Below are 16,741 nucleotides of genomic sequence, written 5' to 3' on the forward strand. Positions count from 1 at the left end.
CTACGTTGCGACGCATGGGACTGCTCGATGGCAAGAAGCTCGTGATCACCGGAGTACTGACCGACGCGTCGCTCGCATTCGGGGTGGCCCGCATGGCCCAGCAGGAAGGCGCCGACATCGTGCTCACCGGAGCGGGTCGAGGGCTCAAGCTCACGCAACGCACGGCGCGCAAGCTGGGTCCGAACCCGAGCGGTGACGCGGTCGACGTGTTCGAGTTGGATGTCACGGTGCCCGAGCACGGCGATTCGGTCCGGGCGGCGGTCGATGCCAAGTGGGGCCACGTCGACGGCGTGCTCCATGCGATCGGATTCGCACCCGAGGTCTGTCTGGGCGACGACTTCATGGCAGCGCAGTGGGACGACGTGGCGATCGCCATGCACATCTCGACCTATTCGTTGAAGATGCTCGCCGACACGTTCGTCCCGCTGATGGGCCCCGGCGGCTCGTTCGTCGGCCTGGACTTCGACAACCAGCAGGCCTGGCCGGCATACAACTGGATGGGCGTGGCGAAGTCGGCGCTGCAGTCGGTCAATCGATATCTCGCCAAGGAACTGGGGCCGAAGGGGATCCGTTCGAACCTCGTGGCGGCAGGGCCGATCAAGACCATGGCCGCGAAGTCGATCCCCGGCTTCAAGCTGTTCGAGGACACGTGGGACGGGCGCGCGCCGCTCGGATGGGACGTCACCGACTCGGAGCCCGTGGCTCGTGCGGTGCTGGCGTTGCTCAGCGACTGGTTCCCTGCGACGACGGGCGAGATCGTCCACGTCGACGGCGGCTACCACGCCGTCGGTGCCTGACCGGAACTCGCGGGCACCGAGCCGGTCCGGTCGTGGGAGCCGGCCGGAGTCAGCGTCGGCGCGACCGGGTTCGAGAGCCCGAGTCCCGACCGGAGAGCGCCTGCAGGACCAGCAACAGCAGGATGGCGCCCAGTGCCGAGACGAGGATGCCGCGGATCGAGAACTCGTCGACTCCTCTGCTGTCGATCGCGTTCATCAACGCTCCACCGATCAGCGCGCCCAGGACGCCGACGACCATCGTGTAGATGCATCCGCTGCGGTCGTCCTTCACCACCCAGCGAGCGATGCCGCCCGCGAGGAGCCCCACGACGATCCATCCGATGACGCTCATGCCCGCACGGTAGCGAGACCGAACCTCGCTCTCGGACCGGGCTCCTGTCTCCCACGATCGCCGTCGGTACCCTCGACTCCGTGAATCGCCTGGCAGATGAGACCTCGCCGTATCTGAGACAGCATCGGGACAACCCGGTCGACTGGTACGCCTGGGGGCCCGAAGCGTTCGCTGCGGCGACCGAGCGCAACGTTCCGGTCCTGCTCTCGATCGGCTACTCGGCGTGCCACTGGTGCCACGTGATGGCACACGAGTGCTTCGAGGACGCCGAGGTGGCAGCCCTGATGAACGACATGTTCGTCAACATCAAGGTCGACCGCGAGGAGCGCCCCGACGTCGACTCGCTCTACATGGACGCCGTGCAGGCGATGACCGGCCGAGGCGGCTGGCCGATGACGGTGTTCCTCTCCCCCGACGGCACACCGTTCTACGGAGGCACCTACTTCCCGAAGGACGGCTTCCTCAAGCTGCTGCCCGCGATCGACGAGGTGTTCCGCACCAGACCCGACGACGTCGCCAAGAACGCGAAGCAGATGATGAAGGCGATCGATGCGACCGCCCAGCTCGCACCGGGCAAGGACATCCCGACGGTCGAACAGTTGAACACCGCGGTCCAGACGCTGGGGCGCGCGTTCGACCGGGACCACGGCGGCTTCGGCAAGGAGCCGAAGTTCCCGTCGACGTTCAACATCGAGCTGATGTTGCGTGCGTACATGACGAGTGGATCGAGCGCCGCGCGCGAGGTGATCGTGACCACCCTCGACGCCATGGCGGCCGGCGGCATGTTCGACCACATCGGTGGCGGATTCGCCCGCTACTCGACCGATCGCCAGTGGCACGTACCACATTTCGAGAAGATGCTCTACGACCAGGCACTGCTCGCCCAGACCTACCTCCACGCCATCGTCGTGCTCCGCGAACCGCAGTGGCGCCAGGTCATCCAGGACACCATCGAGTACGTCCTCGGCACCCTCACCCATCCCGAGGGCGGGTTCTACTCGGCGGAGGACGCCGATTCGCTCGACGCCCACGGTGCGAGCGTCGAGGGCGCCTTCTACACGTGGACTCCCGACGAGGTCCGAGCCGCCCTCGGCAACACCAAGCCGGAGATCGTCGAACAGGCTCTCGCGTACTGGGACATCACCGACGAGGGCAACTGGCACGAGAGCGGACCGGTCGGTGACCGGGCGGGCGACGACCCGGGTACGACGACCGATGCCGATGCGACCGAGGGGGCCGACGCCGACGCTGGGGCCGCCGCACAGGACACCGCGGAAGTCGGCCCGATCGTGGCGACGGGCCGGTCGATTCCGAACCGGATCGCGCACCGCGACGACCTCGTACGTCCCGACGCGATGAGTTTCGTCCGCACCCGCCTGCTCGAGGCCCGCTCGACGCGCCCGCGGCCGGGCCTCGACGACAAGGTCCTGCTCGAGTGGAATGCACTCTTCCTGTCCGCACTCAGCCAGGCGGCTGCCGTGTTCAACCACCAGCCGTGGCTCGATGCAGCGGAACTCAACGCGGAGTTCCTGATCGACAACATGCGCGGTGGGAACGGACGTTGGTACCGGTCCTGGCAGGAGAACGGCAACCCGCCCGCACGCCACGACGCCCTCGCCGCCGACCACGCCGCACTGATCGACGCATTCACCCGACTCGCCGAAGCCACCGGCAAGGCGCGTTGGATCGCCGAGGCACGCGCCACCGCCGACACGCTTCTCGACTGGTTCTTCGACCCCGGCCTCGGCGGGCTGTACACCACCGCGGAGGACGGCGAGCACCTGATCTCGCGCCAGAAGGACATCTCGGACAATGCGACGCCGTCGGCGAACTCGATGGCGGCGATCGCACTCCAGCGACTGGCGGCTCTGACGGGCGAACTGCGGTACGCCAACCACGCCGAACGCATCCTCCAACTGCTCGCACCCCAGGTCGACGACAAGGTCGGCATGTTCTCCCACGCCCTGCTGGCCGCCGACCTGATGCGGCGCGGAACCACCGAGGTGGTGATCGCGGGCGGGACCGACGGCGACGGCGCCGAGCACGACATGGCCGACTTCGTCAGGGTCGCGCACTCGATCTGGCGTCCCGATGCCGTGCTCGCGTGGGGAGAGCCGTACGACTCGCCCCTCTGGGAGGATCGGACGCCGGGCTTCGCCTACGTGTGCAAGGACCACGTGTGCAGCGCTCCCTCCGCCACCACCGACGAGTTCGTCAGTGCGCTCACCGGTGGCGCGCTCGCGAAGGACACCGTCACGAAGGCGGCAGACACGGTAGACACGGCAGACACGGCCGGGCCCGACGCCTGAACGCCACCACGGGGAACCAGGCCGGGGAACCCGACACGACGGGTCGACGCGTGACGTGTCGGCGGCTACCAACCGCCTCGGTGGATGATCTCCGCCGGAGGCCGCCGACGCCGTGCCGCGGAGCGCCCCGAGGTGTCGGGCCGACCGGGAGCGCCGCCACCGGGTTCGTCCTGGTGCGGATACCCGAGAGCGATCGCCCCGATCATCTGCAGGCGGTCCGGGACGGCGAGTGCAGCGCGAACCGCGTCCTCGCGCTGGAACACGCCGAAGAACAGCGCACCGAGCCCCGCGTCCTCGGCGGCGTGGAGCAACGTCATCGCCGCCATCGATGCGTCGATGGTCCAGTACGGGGCGGGCCAGGCGTCGGCGGACGCTCCAAGACCGGTGGCGGCTTTGTCCGGCTCCCCGTACCGCGCCACGTAGGCGTCGGGATCGGCGAGGACCAGCAGCAACAGCGGCGCGTCCAGCAGTCGGGTCCAGCGGAACCCGGCCCGGCGAGCGACCGGCAGCGTGATGTCCCAGTAGCGGGCGGTGTCGGCCCCCTCCAGCACGACGAGGTGCCAGCCCTGGGTCTTTCCGGCACTGGGTGACCGTGCGGCCAGGTCGACCAGCGAATCGAGCACGGTCGGATCGACGGGTCGAGTCGAGAACGATCGGGTCATCCGCCGGTTGCGGACGACGTCGGCGAACTCACTCATCGCTTCCTGCTCGCCGCGAACTGCGGTGGTGTGCGGCCACGACATCCCTCCTCGACGCGCTCGTCGGTCCCGGACGCCGATCGGACTGGATCGACGCGTGGTGCGTTCCGGTGGGTCAGGCCCCGGTCAGGACCGCTTGCCCAGCTTGACGAGATCCTCGGCCATGGTCCATCCGTACACGACCATCGCCCCGCCCTTGTCGGCCGGGACGCTGCGCATCATCGCGACGAGGTCGGCGTCGACCTTCGTCGGATCGAGCGCTTCGAAGTCGAGGTAGCCGTCCTGGGCGCCCGTGCTGGCCGTGAACGTCTTGGCGTCGTACTTCTTGTCGATCGAGAACCGCTTGGCGAGACGCCGCCCCCAGGCCCGTTCCTCGCCGACGGCATCCTCGTCGGGCGACGGCGTGAGCCCGTCGAGGTCCTTGAAGGCGATCCGGGCGTCGGCGTTGACGAAGCGCGAGCCGACCACGACGTCCTCGTCGGGAAACGCCATGAGCGCCCGGTGGTATGCCTCACCCATCAGCCCACGCAGCACCTGGTCGCGCTTCGACGTGCGCTTGACCGACATCAACCCGATCAGGACGCACGGGGTGCCCCCGATCCGCTCGAGGGTCGAGAAGGTGAAACCCTGCAGTGAACTGCCGAAACGAGCCGTGGTGATCAGTACCCAGTCCTCCTGCGCCTTGAGCAACTGCTCGACGCCGAACGCCTCGTCCATGCCCGCCAGTTCCTCGAGATTTTCCTCCGTGAGCGCGGAGGCGTCATTGGTCACAACATCCAGGGCCATTGTCCCCATTCTACAGCACTGCGTCGAAATGCCAGAAACCCCGTGATGGTGCCGGACGAGGGCTCAGAGCAGCACGGCGTCGTGGCCGAACGCCATGCGCAACTCGCCCACGACGCGGTCGATGTCCACACGGAACTCGTCGGACAGCTTGAGCACCTTCTGCTGGCCGATGTCGATCAGGACGACCGACTCGCCCGGATGTTCCTTGAGGATCCGCTTCAGCCGTTGGATCTTCAACTCGTCCAACGACGACGCATGGAGACGCAGCCGCAGCGGGGTGGCCGGGCCGTCACCGAGTCCCTGGAGCACCGTGATGGTCTGGCCGATGATCCCGAAGCGTGACTCGTCGCGACGGTCGAGTCGGCCCTTGACCGACACGATCAGGTCGTCCTCCAACTTGTGACCCTGTTCGGCGAGCGTGCGGGGGAAGATCGTGACCTCGATCGAGGCGTCGAGGTCCTCGAGCACGAACACCGCCATCTGGTCACCCTTCTTCGTGAACTTGCGGGCGAGATTCGTGATCACCCCACCGACGACGACCGGGGTTCCGTCCTCCATGCTCGAGAGGTCGATGAGGTTGTGCTCGACCTTGCGCTTCAGTGCGCCCTCGACTCCGAACAGCGGATGGTCCGAGACGTACAGCCCGAGCATCTCCTTCTCGAAACGCAACTTGTCGGACTTGTCGAACTCCATGTCCGTCGGGATCGGGGTCCGCTCGTTGAACGAACCGCCCGAATCGGCGCCGCCGTCGCCCGACCCGCCGTCACCGGAGTAGTCGCCGAACAGCGACATCACCCCCTTGGCCTCCTCGCGGCGACGCTTGACGGTGGTGTCGATGATGTGTTCGAACACGGTGAGCAGCGCTCGGCGGTCGTGGCCGAGGGAGTCGAAGCCGCCACCCTTGATCAGCGATTCGATCGTGCGCTTGTTCAGCACCCCTTCGGGCACCCGTTCGACGAAGTCGTGGAAGCTGTCGAAGCGTCCGTTCTCGGTGCGTTCCGCGATCAGCAGCTCGACCAGTGCCTCGCCGACGTTGCGCACCGCCGACAGGCCGAACGTGATCGCCCCCGGACTGCCGACAGCGACCGTCACTCCCTCGGGGAGCTGTTCGGGCGACAGTGCGCCGAAGTTCATCAGCGACCGGTTCACGTCGGGAGGGAGCACCTTGATCCCCATCGAGCGGCAGTCGGCGAGGTAGGTGGCCGCCTTGTCCAGGTTGTTCTTGACGCTGGTGAGCAACGATGCGATGTACTCGACCGGGTAGTGCGCCTTCATGTAGGCGGTCTGGTAGGTGATCAGGCCGTAGCCGAACGTGTGGCTCTTGTTGAAGGCGTAGTCGGCGAACTTCTCGATGATGTCGAACAGCATCGGGCCCATCTCGTCGCCGTACCCCGCTGCGACGACGCCGTCCTCGAAGGCCTGGCGTGCCTGGGCCATGACCTCCCGCGACTTCTTGCCCATCGCCTTGCGCAGGTTGTCGGCCTCGGCCAGCGAGTACCCGGCGAACTTCTGCGCCACGCGCATCACGCTCTCCTGGTAGATCATCAGGCCGTACGTGTCGCCGAGCACCTCCTTGGCGTCCTCGTGGAAGTAGCTGACCTCCTGGCGACCGTTCATCCGGTCGGCGAAGTCGTAGTGCATGTTCACCGACATCGGCCCGGGTCGGTAGAGCGCGAGCACGGCGGCGATGTGGGGGAACGTCTTGGGCTCCATCGCCTTGAGCAACTGGCGCATCGGCGGTGACTCGAGCTGGAAGATGCCGATCGTGTCGCCGCGTGACAGCAACTCGTAGGTCTTCTTGTCGTCCAGTCGCGTCTTCTCGATGTCGAACTCCGGGTCGTGGCGTTCGCGGATCATCGCCTCGGCGTCGGAGATGACGTCGAGGTTGCGCAGACCGAGGAAGTCCATCTTCAACAGGCCGAGCGACTCGACGCCGTGCATCTCGAACTGCGTCACGACCGGGGCGTCCTCGGCGTTCTTGCCGGCTTCGGGCTTGCGCTGGATCGGCACGTAGTCCGTGACGGGATCCTTGGTGATCACCACGGCCGCCGCGTGGATGCCGTCGGAGCGCTTCAGACCTTCGAGGCCCTTCGCGACATCGATCACCTGCTTGATCTCCGGATCGGTCTCGTACATCGCCCGCAGGTCGGCGGCGGCCTTGTAGCCGTCGTGATACTTGGGGATGTCCTCGAAGCAGTACTTCAGGGGCGTGTCACGACCCATCACGAGCGGGGGCATCGCCTTGGCGATCTTGTCGCCGACGCTGTACGGAAAGCCGAGCACACGGGCCGCGTCACGCGCCGCGTTGCGCGCCTTGATCGACCCGAACGTGACGATCTGGGCCACGTGGTCACGTCCGTACCGTTCGGCTGCGTACCGGATCATCTCGTCGCGGTAGCGGGTCTCGAAGTCCATGTCGATGTCGGGCATCGAGATGCGGCTCGGGTTGAGGAAGCGCTCGAACAGCAGGTCGTACTCGATCGGGTCGAGGTCGGTGATCCACAGGCAATATGCCACCGCGCAACCGGCCGCCGAACCACGGCCCGGCCCGACGCGGATGTTGTTGTCCCGTGCGTGTTTGATGAGATCCCACGTGATCAGGAAGTACGACGCGAATCCCATGTCGCAGATCACCGACAGTTCGTACGCCAAGCGCTCCACCGCGGCCGCGGGGACCTGTGTGCCCCAGCGCTTCTCGGCACCCTCCTGGGTGAGGTGACGGAGATATGCCTCGTCGTCGTCGAAGCCCGGCGGCAAGGGGAAGTTCGGGAGCAGCGGCTTGCCGAACTCGATCTCCACGTCGGCCCGCTCCGCGATCCACAGCGAGTTGTCGCAGGCCGAGGGGATCTCGCGGAACAGGTACCGCATCTCGGCTGCGGTCTTGAGGTAGTGGTCCGAGCCGGCGAACTTGAAGCGCTTCGGGTCCGACATGAGCGACCCGGTCTGCACGCACAGCAGAGCGTCGTGTGCGTCGTGGTCGTGCTGGTGGGTGTAGTGGCTGTCGTTCGTGGCGAGCAACGGCGCCTTGATCTTCTTCGCGATCTCCAGCAGCTTCGGGTTGGTCTCGGCCTGGGCGGGGATGCCGTGGTCCTGGATCTCGATGAAGAAGTTGTCGCGCCCGAAGATGTCCTGCAGCCGGCCCGCCTTCTCCAGGGCACCCGCTTCGTCACCGTTGAGCAGCGACTGCAGCACGTGACCGCCGAGGCAACCGCTCGTGGCGATCAGGCCCGTCGAGTACTTCTCGAGCAACTCCCAGTCCATGCGGGGCTTGTAGTAGTAGCCCTCCATGAACGCGAGCGACGACAGTTGGATCAGGTTCTTGTAGCCCTCGTTGTTCTCCGCCAGCAGGATGAGGTGGTAGTAGAGCTTGTTGCCACCCTGGGTCTCGCCGCCCGAATCGTCGACCCGCCCACGGCGTGAGGGGCGCTCGGAGCGATGGTCGTGGGCCATGTAGGCCTCGGTGCCGATGATCGGCTTGATGCCCTGGCTGTTGCACTCCTTGTAGAAGTCCAGGGTGCCGTACATGTTGCCGTGGTCGGTCATCCCGATGGCGGGCTGACCGTCCTGCACCGCCTTGGCCACCATCTCGTCCAACCGCGACGCGCCGTCGAGCATCGAGAACTCGGTGTGGACGTGCAGATGGGTGAACGAGTCGGCCATGGGGCGGAACAACTTACAGCGATGTGATCAGGGATTCCAGGGCGCGGATTCCCGGGCGACCGGGGCCGTCATGCCACTGCGGACGGTCCGTCCCGATCGGAACCCGACGGACCGGGTGGATCACAGGTAGGTGCCGGTCTGAGGCGGGGCGACTGGCCCGCTCGGTTGACCATGACCCGGCTGGCCCTGGCCGGGTGGGATCTGCTTCATCTGCTGCAACTGCTGCTGGGCGGCGAACTGCTGTGCCATCAGGCTGGCCTGGATGCCGTGGAACAGCCCTTCGAGCCAGCCGACCAGCTGCGCCTTGGCGACACGGAGTTCGGCTTCGCTCGGGATGCCGTCCTCGTCGAACGGCAGGGAGAGCATCCGCAGCTCTTCCTGGAGGTCGGGCGACAAGGCCGACGACAACTCCACGATCGAACGTTCGTAGACCTCGGCGAGACGCTCGCGCGACGCCTCGTCGAGATCGGCGGCACGCACTTCCTCGAGGAGCTGCTTGACCATCGACCCGATGCGCATCACCTTGCCGGGCTCGGTGATCGCCGACTGCTCCTCCGCGTCGTCCTCGTCCGACGACGCCTCGTCGGCAGGCACCTCGACCTGGGCCCCCGTCCCGGTCGTGACCACCTCGGGCTTCTCGGCCTCGGGCGTCCTGTCGGCGGGTCCGCTCTCGTCGCGGCCGGTCGTGTCATCGGAGGTGTTCGACATGACGTCGATTCTGGCAGTTCAGTCGATCAATGCACCAAGGAGCGGCACATTGACCTCGGCCGACGTGAGCGATCCGTGTCGACACACCAACTCGAACGGACCGGAGTCGGCGTCCTCGTGGAAGCTGACGGGGGCGTGGGCGCACAGCGCCACATCGCCGAGGCGGCGCTGGATCGGCGGCGACACGGTGGGTCCGAACCACGCCTCGTCGAGCATCTGTTCCTTCGTGACGATCCAGGCGACGTCACCGTGGGCGTCTCGAGCGGCTGTTGCCAGCCCGTCGACGTCGCCAGGGCGGCAGTGCCACCATCGGAAGCGGCCTTCGCCGGACTGCATCGTGACCCGACCGAGCAGCTCGTCGGAGGGGTGGATGATCCGGTCGCCGACGTCGACCTGACCGTGGTCGGCGGTGACCAGCACCGCCGTGCCGGCCGGGAGGGCCGCCATCAGGTCGGCCACGAGTGCATCGGAGTACCGGAGCTCGGCATCGTAGAACGAGCCGAAGCCACGCTCGTGGGCGATCTTGTCGATGCCGTTGTAGTAGCAGTACACGAACCGCTCGCCCGCCTCGACCTGCGCGGCGGCCTCGACCGCGATGCTCGACGGCGCCCGCCACCCGACCGGGTCACAGCCCCGCAGGTGAGCTTCGCTGAACGCCGAGGTCTGCAGTTCGCCCTGGGCGACGACCGGGACCCGCTGACCGAGGAACGGCTCGAAGGTCTGGACGTCACGCGGAGGATGCGAGCGACGCACCTGCTGTTCACCCACCGCCCAGCGCAACACGTTGATCACGTCGCCGCCCAGCGACATCCGGTAGCCGACGAGGCCGTGCTCACCGGGGGTGAGCCCGGTCGTGATCGAACTCAGCGCGGTGGCGGTGGTGGTGGGGGCCACGGTGTGGATGGATCGGCCCTGCATCGACATCAGCGTCGGGGCGAGTGCTGCGTGCTCGCGGAGTTGATCCCATCCGAGCCCGTCCAGCACCAGCAGGACAACAGCGTCAGCCGCCCGCACCGCGTCCGGCATCCACTCGGGCACGGTGTCGGCCCACGACGACGGGCCCAGCAGCGCCGGCACGATCCCTCTGACGTTGGCGCCCGCGTAGTCCGGGATGATCGGATGGACAGCGGATGCACTCACTGTGAACAGTGTACGTACCGCCTAGTCTGCGAGTCGTGCGCATCTCCACTCGCGGCGACTACGCCTGTCGTGCCCTCCTGTCGTTGGCGTTGCGCACCGACGCCGCGAACGCGCCGACGCCCACCTCCGTGCGTGACATCGCCGAGCGCACCGGACTCCCCCAGCCGTACCTCGAACAGATCCTCCTGGCACTCAAGGGTGCGGGCCTGGTGCGCTCCAAACGCGGCGTCGGCGGCGGCTACATCCTCAATCGGTCACCCGAGGAGATCACGCTCTCCCAGATCGTGTCCGCCGTCGACGGCCCGATCACGCTGGGCGACTTCGGCCAACCTCACCAGGACGGAGCGTGCGACCACGAGGGTCAGTGCGTGCTGCTCGCGATCTGGGAACAGGCCGGCGCCCACATGCGCCAGCACCTCGACGGGTACACGCTGGCCACGATCGCCTCGATCAGCCGAGGCGAAGCGGAGTGGCCACACCTCCCCGACCACCTCCACTGATCCACTCCGACGACGTGAGCCAGACCCCGCGCCAGGACGGGGCGATCCTCACGCCCAGCCGGTTCATCCGGCGACGTGAGCCAGACCCCGTCCCAGGACGGGGCGATCCTCACGGCGAGGGTCGGGGTGAGGAGGAGTCAGACGACCAGCTTGTCGAGCCACACCTGGAGGTCGGGGGCGAGGGGGCTGTGGTGGGTGACCCGTTCGCCGGTGCCGGGGTGCACGAACTGCAACTGTGCGGCGTGCAGGAACGGACGCTGCAGACCGAGGTTCGGACGCCGCTGGCCGTAGGTCGGGTCACCGAGCAGCGGATGGTTGATCGACGACAGGTGGACCCGGATCTGGTGGGTACGCCCCGTCTCCAGGCGGCACTCGAGTCGCGAGACCAACGCCGGCTCCGAGTACGAACCGATGACCTGGTAGTCGGTGCGCGACGGACGCCCGTCGGCCACCACCGCCATGCGCAACGGATCGCTGCGACTGCGGCCCAGCGGGGCGTCGATGATGCCGTGCGGGGCATCGGGCACGCCCCACACCATCGCGTCGTACACCCGGGTGGCGCTGTGGTCGGCGAACTGGGCGATCAGCCGATCTGCCGCCTCCTGGGTCCGGGCGACCACGAGCAGACCGGAACTCCCGGCGTCGAGGCGATGCACGATGCCCGGCCGCATCCGATCACCGACGTCTTCGATGTCGGGGAATCGGTGGAGCAGTCCGTTGGCCAGGGTCCCGAGTTTGTTCCCCGCTCCCGGGTGGACCACGAGGCCCGGCGGCTTGTCGACGACGATGACGTGCTCGTCCTCGTGCACGACGCCGAACTCGACGTCGGCGTCCGGTCCGGGGAGTTCGATCACCGGGAACATGGCCGGATCGATCTCGATCCGCTGGCCTTCGACCAGGCGGATCTTGCCCGAGGAGACGGCGAGGCCGTCGACCTTCACCCCGCCGTCGGAGATGGTGCTGGACGCATCGGATCGGCTGATGTCGCCGATCAGCGCCACGATACGGTCGAGTCGCTGACCGTCGAGAGCGGCCGGAACCTCCTCGACGATCATGCGTCGTCCTCGTCGGCGCTCTCGGCGGCGTTCTCGTCGGCGTGGTCGACGGTGTCGGAAGCCACGACCCCGTCGTCGTCCGTTGCGGCACCGCCGTCGATGCCACGTTCGATGATCCGGTTCGCGGTCCGGCGATCCGCGCCGACCCGGACCTCGCCGTCGATCTCGTGGTCGGGGGCATCGGGTTCCGTGCCGGGATCGGACGCAGCCGAGTCGGCCGCATCGATGTCCGTGTCGCTCGTTGCCGCTCCGTCGGACAGCGCGTCGTCGCTCGCCGCCCGTCGGGCACCGAGGATGGCGTTGAGGATCAGCGCCGCGGCCCCGACGTTGATCGCCGAGTCGGCCAGGTTGAAGATCGGGAACCACTGGAGGTCGATGAAGTCGACGACGCCTCCCCGCAGCCACGCCTCCTGTCGGAATGCCCGGTCGATCAGGTTGCCGGCGGCGCCACCGATGACGCAGCCGATCCCGAACGTGTTGAGTCGACCGGCGGTGGTGCGCAGCGAGATCAGCAGCCAGACGATCACGACCGTGGCGACGACGGCGATCAGCGGCCCGAGCCCCTGGCCCTGACTGAAGGCCATTCCCTTGTTGAACGCGAGATTGAAGCGCAACGAGCCGATCAGGTCGATCGTGCGATCGTCGATCGGTTGGTCCTTGCGGAGACGGTTGACCGCCCAGTGCTTGGACAGTTGATCCGCGACGACGACACCGACAGCGAGCGCCACGGGCGCTCGCCATGCGCTGACGCGACTATCGGCGTCCGGCGCCACTGACCTTCTCGGCAGCGAGGACCGTGGTCTCGGGCAGAGCCTCGAGACGTTCACGTGGGATCGGCTGACCCGACACCTCGGAGTAGCCGTACGTGCCGGCCTCGATCCGGGCGAGGGCCTCGTCGATCTCCTCGACGGTCTGGCGGGCCTGGCTCGAGAGGAGACGATCGAGGTCGCGCTGCACGACCATGGTGTCGCCTTCGCCACCTTCGTCGTCGAACTGGACGTCGCCCATCTCGCCGCCCTCGATGAGGCTCTCGGCCTCGTCTTCGAGTCGGGTCGCGCGCCGGATCTCCGACGCACGTCGCGCCTGGAGTTCCTCGCGCTGCATCTTCAGGAACTTCACGTCGAAGTCCTTCGTGTAGGCGATGCCGTCCTTGGTCGTGCCACGTGGCGGCGGGATCTCGTGCACCTCGGGGACGTCGTTCGACAGGAGAGCAGAACGTGGTGACGATGGCTTCTTGTTCACGATCCTCTTTGCTGTGGCTCTTGCGGCCGGGGACTTCGCAGCTGCGGCCCGGACGGACGCAGCAGATTTCTTGGCGGGGGTCTTCTCGGCCGCAGTCGTGGCGGCCGTCTTCTTCGCGGCTGTCTTCTTCGCGGCCGTCTTCTTCGCCGGGGTCTTCTTGGCCGGCGTCGTGGAGGCTGCGGTCGTCTTCTTGGCTGCGGTCGTCTGCTTGGCTGCGGTCTTCTTCGCTGACGACTTCCTCACTGCGGCCTTCGGTGCGGCCGCCGACCTCGTCGCGGTCTTCTTGCGGGCGGTCTTCTTCGCTGCGGCCATGAGGTGCTCCGTCTGCTTCGGCTGTGTGAGCGCCGGACTCTACCGGTTCGCCCGCGCGACCACGACGACGGACTCGGCATCATCCTCCTGGGCGATGACGATCTCGACGCTCTCGGCCAGGGTCTCTCGTGCGACGAGGTCCTGGTGGTGGCGCAGCGCCTCGGCGACGAGGGTCGGTGCGGTGACCGTGAGGTCGATCCGGTCGGACACGGCGAGATCTGCGTCGCGCCGGGCCTGCTGGATGGCGCGGATCAGATCCCGCGCCCGTCCTTCGCGTTCGAGTTCGTCTGTCACCGAGGTGTCGAGCGCGACGACGCCGACGTGGGATCCGAGCCCCGTGCTCGCCTGATCGGCCGACGCGACCTGTTCCAGCAGGTACTCACCCTCGTCCAGCACCCACTCGCCGACCTTCACCACGCGGCCTCCCTCGACCGCGTCGACGGTCCAGTCGCCGGCCTTGTGCGCCTTGATGACGTTCTGGACGTCCTTGCCGAGTCGGGGACCGAGCTTGGCGGGCACGAGTTTCAGCACTTCCGAGGCCACCGAGCCCACGTCGGTGGTCAACTCCACGTGCCGGACGTTGATCTCGTCGGCGATCAGGTCGACGAAGTCGACCAGGCGTTCGGCGTCGGGCGATGCGACGGTGACGGACAGGAGCGGGAGGCGGACTCGGCGCTTGTGGGCCTTGCGCACCGACAGCGTCGACGAACAGACGTCACGGGCGAGGTCCATGGAGGCGACGAGTTCGTCGTCGGCCGGGAGCTCGTCGATCGTGGGCCAGTCGCCGAGGTGCACGCTGGCGGAGGCATCGCGGTCGTCGACGGGCCCGGTCCCGGCGCGGTTCAGCCCGTCGTGGATCTCCTCCGAGACGAACGGGAGGAGCGGCGCCGTGAGGCGCGTCAGCACCGACAGCACGGTGTGCAGGGTGTCGACGGCGTCCTGATCACCCGCCCAGAACCGGCTCCGGCTCCGGCGCACGTACCAGTTCGTGAGCACGTCGAGGTACGACCGGACGTGCTGGCACGCGCCGAACAGGTCGTAGGCGTCGAAGGACGACGTCATGTCCGACACGAGATCACGGGTCTTGGCCAGGACGTATCGGTCCAGCACGTTGGTCGAATCGGTCCGTACGGTGCCCACGCGCTCCCCCGCGTTCGCGTAGAGCGTGAGGAAGTACCACGAGTTCCACAGGGGAAGCAGGATCTGGCGCACCGTCTCGCGCATCCCCGCCTCGGTGACCATGCCGTCGCCGCCGCGCAGGATGGCCGAGCTGAGCAGGTGCCACCGCATCGCATCGGCCCCGTGGGCGTCGAACATCTCCTGGGGGTCCGGGTAGTTGTTGAGCGACTTCGACATCTTCGCGCCGTCGCTGCCGAGCACGATTCCGTGGCTCACGCAGTTGGAGAACGCCGGGCGGTCGAACAGCGCCGTGGCGAGCACGTGCAGCGTGTAGAACCACCCGCGCGTCTGACCGATGTACTCCACGATGAAGTCGCCCGGGTAGTGGTGTTCGAACCACTCCTGGTTCTCGAACGGATAGTGCACCTGGGCGAAGGGCATCGACCCCGACTCGAACCAGCAGTCGAGCACTTCGGGGACGCGCCGCATCATCGACTCACCCGACGGGTCGTCCGGGTTGGGCCGCACGAGTTCGTCGATCTGCGGACGGTGCAGGTCGGTCACCGCCACACCGAAGTCGTTCTCCAACTGTTCCAGCGACCCGTAGACGTCGATGCGCGGGAAGTCCGGGTTGTCGGAGCGCCACACGGGGATCGGCGACCCCCAGAACCGGTTCCGGCTGATCGCCCAGTCGCGGGCGTTCTCGATCCACTTGCCGAAGCTGCCCTCCTTGATGTGGGCCGGCTGCCAGGTGATCTCCTGGTTCAGTTCGACCATCCGGTCGCGGAACCGGGTGACCTCGACGAACCACGACGAGATGGCGCGGTACACGAGGGGCTGCGCACAGCGCCAGCAGTGCGGGTAGGAGTGGTCGTACGTGGCATGACGCACCACGACGCCACCGTCGGCGAGCGTGCCCCGCGCCTTCAGATCGGCGATGATCGTCTTGTTCGCGTCGAACACGTGGGTGCCGACGTAGTCCGTGACCTCGGCCGTGAAGCAACCGTGTTCGTCCATCGGACACAGCGTCGGGATCCCGGCCGCGTTGCTGACGATCTGGTCGTCCTCGCCGAAGCCGGGAGCCATGTGGACGATTCCCGTGCCGTCCTCGGTCGACACGAAGTCGGCGCCGAGCACCTGCCAGGCGTTCTCGGTTCCGTGGAGATCGGTGTCGGTGAAGAAGTCGAACAGCGGCGTGTAGCGGCGACCGACGAGGTCGGACCCCTTCAGCGTGTCGACGCGTTCGGCCTCGCCGAACTCCGCCTCGTGGTTGGCCACCAGTGCGTCGGCGATGATGTACCGCTCACCACCCTGTTCGAGCACGGCGTAGTCGATGTCGGGACCCACGGCGAGCGCCAGGTTCGACGGCAGCGTCCACGGCGTGGTGGTCCAGGCGACCATCTTCTCGCCGGTCTCCAGCGTGAACGCGACCGTGAGAGCCGGATCCTGACGGTCCTGGTACGTGTCGTCCATCCGCGTCTCGGTGTTCGACAGGGGGGTCTCACAGCGCCAGCAGTAGGCCAGGACCCGGAAACCCTCGTAGATCAGTCCCTTGTCGTGCAGCGTCTTGAACGCCCACATCACGCTCTCCATGTACGTGAGGTCGAGGGTCTTGTAGTCGTTGTCGAAGTCGACCCAGCGGGCTTGTCGGGTGACGTACTGCTCCCAGTCGGAGGTGTACTGGAGCACGCTGGTGCGACAGGCGTCGTTGAACTTGTCGATCCCGAATGCGGCGATTTCGGGGTGGCCCGAGATGCCGAGTTCCTGCTCGGCCTTCACCTCGGCGGGCAGTCCGTGGCAGTCCCATCCGAAGCGTCGCTCGACCCGCTTGCCACGCATCGTCTGATAGCGCGGGATGGCGTCCTTGACGTAGCCGGTCAGCAGGTGCCCGTAGTGCGGCAGGCCGTTCGCGAAGGGAGGACCGTCGTAGAAGACGAACTCGTTGCTGCCGTTCGTGCCGGCGTCGCGCTGGTCGATCGATGCCTGGAACGCTCCGGTGCGCTCCCAACGCTCGAGAATGGTCTGTTCGAGTGCGGGGAAGTCCGGTTGCGGGTCGACATCGGGGTAGGACACGCCCGGGAGGC

Annotated in this window: 13 protein-coding genes; 3 read left to right on the forward strand and 10 right to left on the reverse strand. The window is 67.2% G+C overall.

Annotated features, from left to right (window positions below):
* Positions 1-14 precede the first annotated feature (14 nt).
* Positions 15-797, forward strand: a complete 783-nt coding sequence (fabI, locus tag ABJK40_RS20545; RefSeq protein WP_348482614.1) for an enoyl-ACP reductase FabI — start codon at positions 15-17, stop codon at positions 795-797.
* A gap of 49 nt (positions 798-846) precedes the next feature.
* Here the strand turns inward: fabI and ABJK40_RS20550 are convergent, their stop codons facing one another.
* The gene (locus ABJK40_RS20550) at positions 847-1,128 is read right to left on the reverse strand and encodes a GlsB/YeaQ/YmgE family stress response membrane protein (RefSeq protein WP_348482615.1); all 282 of its coding nucleotides are present in this window, start codon (positions 1,126-1,128) and stop codon (positions 847-849) included.
* Between the two features lie 80 nt (positions 1,129-1,208).
* On the opposite strand from ABJK40_RS20550, the gene ABJK40_RS20555 reads away from it, so the two are divergent.
* The gene (locus ABJK40_RS20555; protein WP_348482616.1) at positions 1,209-3,437 is read left to right on the forward strand and encodes a thioredoxin domain-containing protein; all 2,229 of its coding nucleotides are present in this window, start codon (positions 1,209-1,211) and stop codon (positions 3,435-3,437) included.
* A 65-nt stretch (positions 3,438-3,502) separates the two neighbouring features.
* Here ABJK40_RS20555 and ABJK40_RS20560 read toward each other — a convergent pair whose 3' ends face one another.
* The 5 genes from ABJK40_RS20560 to ABJK40_RS20580 form a co-directional block, all read right to left on the reverse strand.
* Positions 3,503-4,135 carry a nitroreductase family protein gene (locus tag ABJK40_RS20560; protein WP_348510386.1) on the reverse strand — a complete coding sequence of 211 codons (633 nt, stop codon included), beginning with the start codon at positions 4,133-4,135 and terminating at the stop codon, positions 3,503-3,505.
* A gap of 126 nt (positions 4,136-4,261) precedes the next feature.
* Positions 4,262-4,921: a hypothetical protein gene (locus ABJK40_RS20565; protein WP_348482618.1), complete on the reverse strand. Its 660-nt coding sequence runs from the start codon at positions 4,919-4,921 to the stop codon at positions 4,262-4,264.
* Positions 4,922-4,984: 63 nt separating this feature from the next.
* Positions 4,985-8,581: a DNA polymerase III subunit alpha gene (gene dnaE, locus ABJK40_RS20570; RefSeq protein ID WP_348482619.1), complete on the reverse strand. Its 3,597-nt coding sequence runs from the start codon at positions 8,579-8,581 to the stop codon at positions 4,985-4,987.
* A 120-nt stretch (positions 8,582-8,701) separates the two neighbouring features.
* A complete protein-coding gene (locus ABJK40_RS20575; protein WP_348482620.1) occupies positions 8,702-9,289 on the reverse strand; it encodes a proteasome activator in 588 nt (195 codons plus the stop codon).
* Between the two features lie 18 nt (positions 9,290-9,307).
* Positions 9,308-10,429 (reverse strand): alkaline phosphatase family protein, encoded by a 1,122-nt coding sequence (locus tag ABJK40_RS20580; RefSeq protein ID WP_348482621.1) that lies wholly within the window; start codon positions 10,427-10,429, stop codon positions 9,308-9,310.
* Between the two features lie 35 nt (positions 10,430-10,464).
* On the opposite strand from ABJK40_RS20580, the gene ABJK40_RS20585 reads away from it, so the two are divergent.
* On the forward strand, positions 10,465-10,929 hold the full coding sequence (locus ABJK40_RS20585) for an Rrf2 family transcriptional regulator (protein WP_348482622.1): 465 nt from the start codon (positions 10,465-10,467) through the stop codon (positions 10,927-10,929).
* A 137-nt stretch (positions 10,930-11,066) separates the two neighbouring features.
* Here ABJK40_RS20585 and ABJK40_RS20590 read toward each other — a convergent pair whose 3' ends face one another.
* The 4 genes from ABJK40_RS20590 to ileS are packed head-to-tail and all read right to left on the reverse strand — an operon-like array spanning position 11,067 to position 16,730.
* Complete coding sequence (locus ABJK40_RS20590) at positions 11,067-11,984, reverse strand: RluA family pseudouridine synthase (RefSeq protein WP_348482623.1); 918 nt, start codon at positions 11,982-11,984, stop codon at positions 11,067-11,069.
* On the reverse strand, positions 11,981-12,712 hold the full coding sequence (gene lspA / locus ABJK40_RS20595) for a signal peptidase II (protein WP_348482624.1): 732 nt from the start codon (positions 12,710-12,712) through the stop codon (positions 11,981-11,983). The genes ABJK40_RS20590 and lspA overlap by 4 nt, the downstream gene beginning before the upstream one ends.
* Before the next feature lie 25 nt (positions 12,713-12,737).
* Complete coding sequence (locus ABJK40_RS20600) at positions 12,738-13,538, reverse strand: histone H1-like repetitive region-containing protein (protein WP_348482625.1); 801 nt, start codon at positions 13,536-13,538, stop codon at positions 12,738-12,740.
* A 39-nt stretch (positions 13,539-13,577) separates the two neighbouring features.
* Complete coding sequence (gene ileS / locus ABJK40_RS20605; RefSeq protein WP_348482626.1) at positions 13,578-16,730, reverse strand: isoleucine--tRNA ligase; 3,153 nt, start codon at positions 16,728-16,730, stop codon at positions 13,578-13,580.
* Positions 16,731-16,741 lie beyond the last annotated feature (11 nt).

This window comes from Ilumatobacter sp. (assembly GCF_039969435.1).
In the GTDB taxonomy this organism is placed as follows: Bacteria; Actinomycetota; Acidimicrobiia; order Acidimicrobiales; family Ilumatobacteraceae; genus Ilumatobacter_A.

Excerpts from the sequence above, each read along its gene's own strand:
- ABJK40_RS20600 (WP_348482625.1), bottom strand. The coding sequence starts at position 13,538 with ATGGCCGCAGCGAAGAAGACCGCCCGCAAGAAGACCGCGACGAGGTCG.
- ABJK40_RS20575 (WP_348482620.1), bottom strand. The coding sequence starts at position 9,289 with ATGTCGAACACCTCCGATGACACGACCGGCCGCGACGAGAGCGGACCC.
- dnaE (WP_348482619.1), bottom strand. The coding sequence starts at position 8,581 with ATGGCCGACTCGTTCACCCATCTGCACGTCCACACCGAGTTCTCGATG.
- ABJK40_RS20590 (WP_348482623.1), bottom strand. The coding sequence starts at position 11,984 with ATGATCGTCGAGGAGGTTCCGGCCGCTCTCGACGGTCAGCGACTCGAC.
- ABJK40_RS20565 (WP_348482618.1), bottom strand. The coding sequence starts at position 4,921 with ATGGCCCTGGATGTTGTGACCAATGACGCCTCCGCGCTCACGGAGGAA.
- ABJK40_RS20550 (WP_348482615.1), bottom strand. The coding sequence starts at position 1,128 with ATGAGCGTCATCGGATGGATCGTCGTGGGGCTCCTCGCGGGCGGCATC.
- fabI (WP_348482614.1), top strand. The coding sequence starts at position 15 with ATGGGACTGCTCGATGGCAAGAAGCTCGTGATCACCGGAGTACTGACC.
- ABJK40_RS20560 (WP_348510386.1), bottom strand. The coding sequence starts at position 4,135 with ATGAGTGAGTTCGCCGACGTCGTCCGCAACCGGCGGATGACCCGATCG.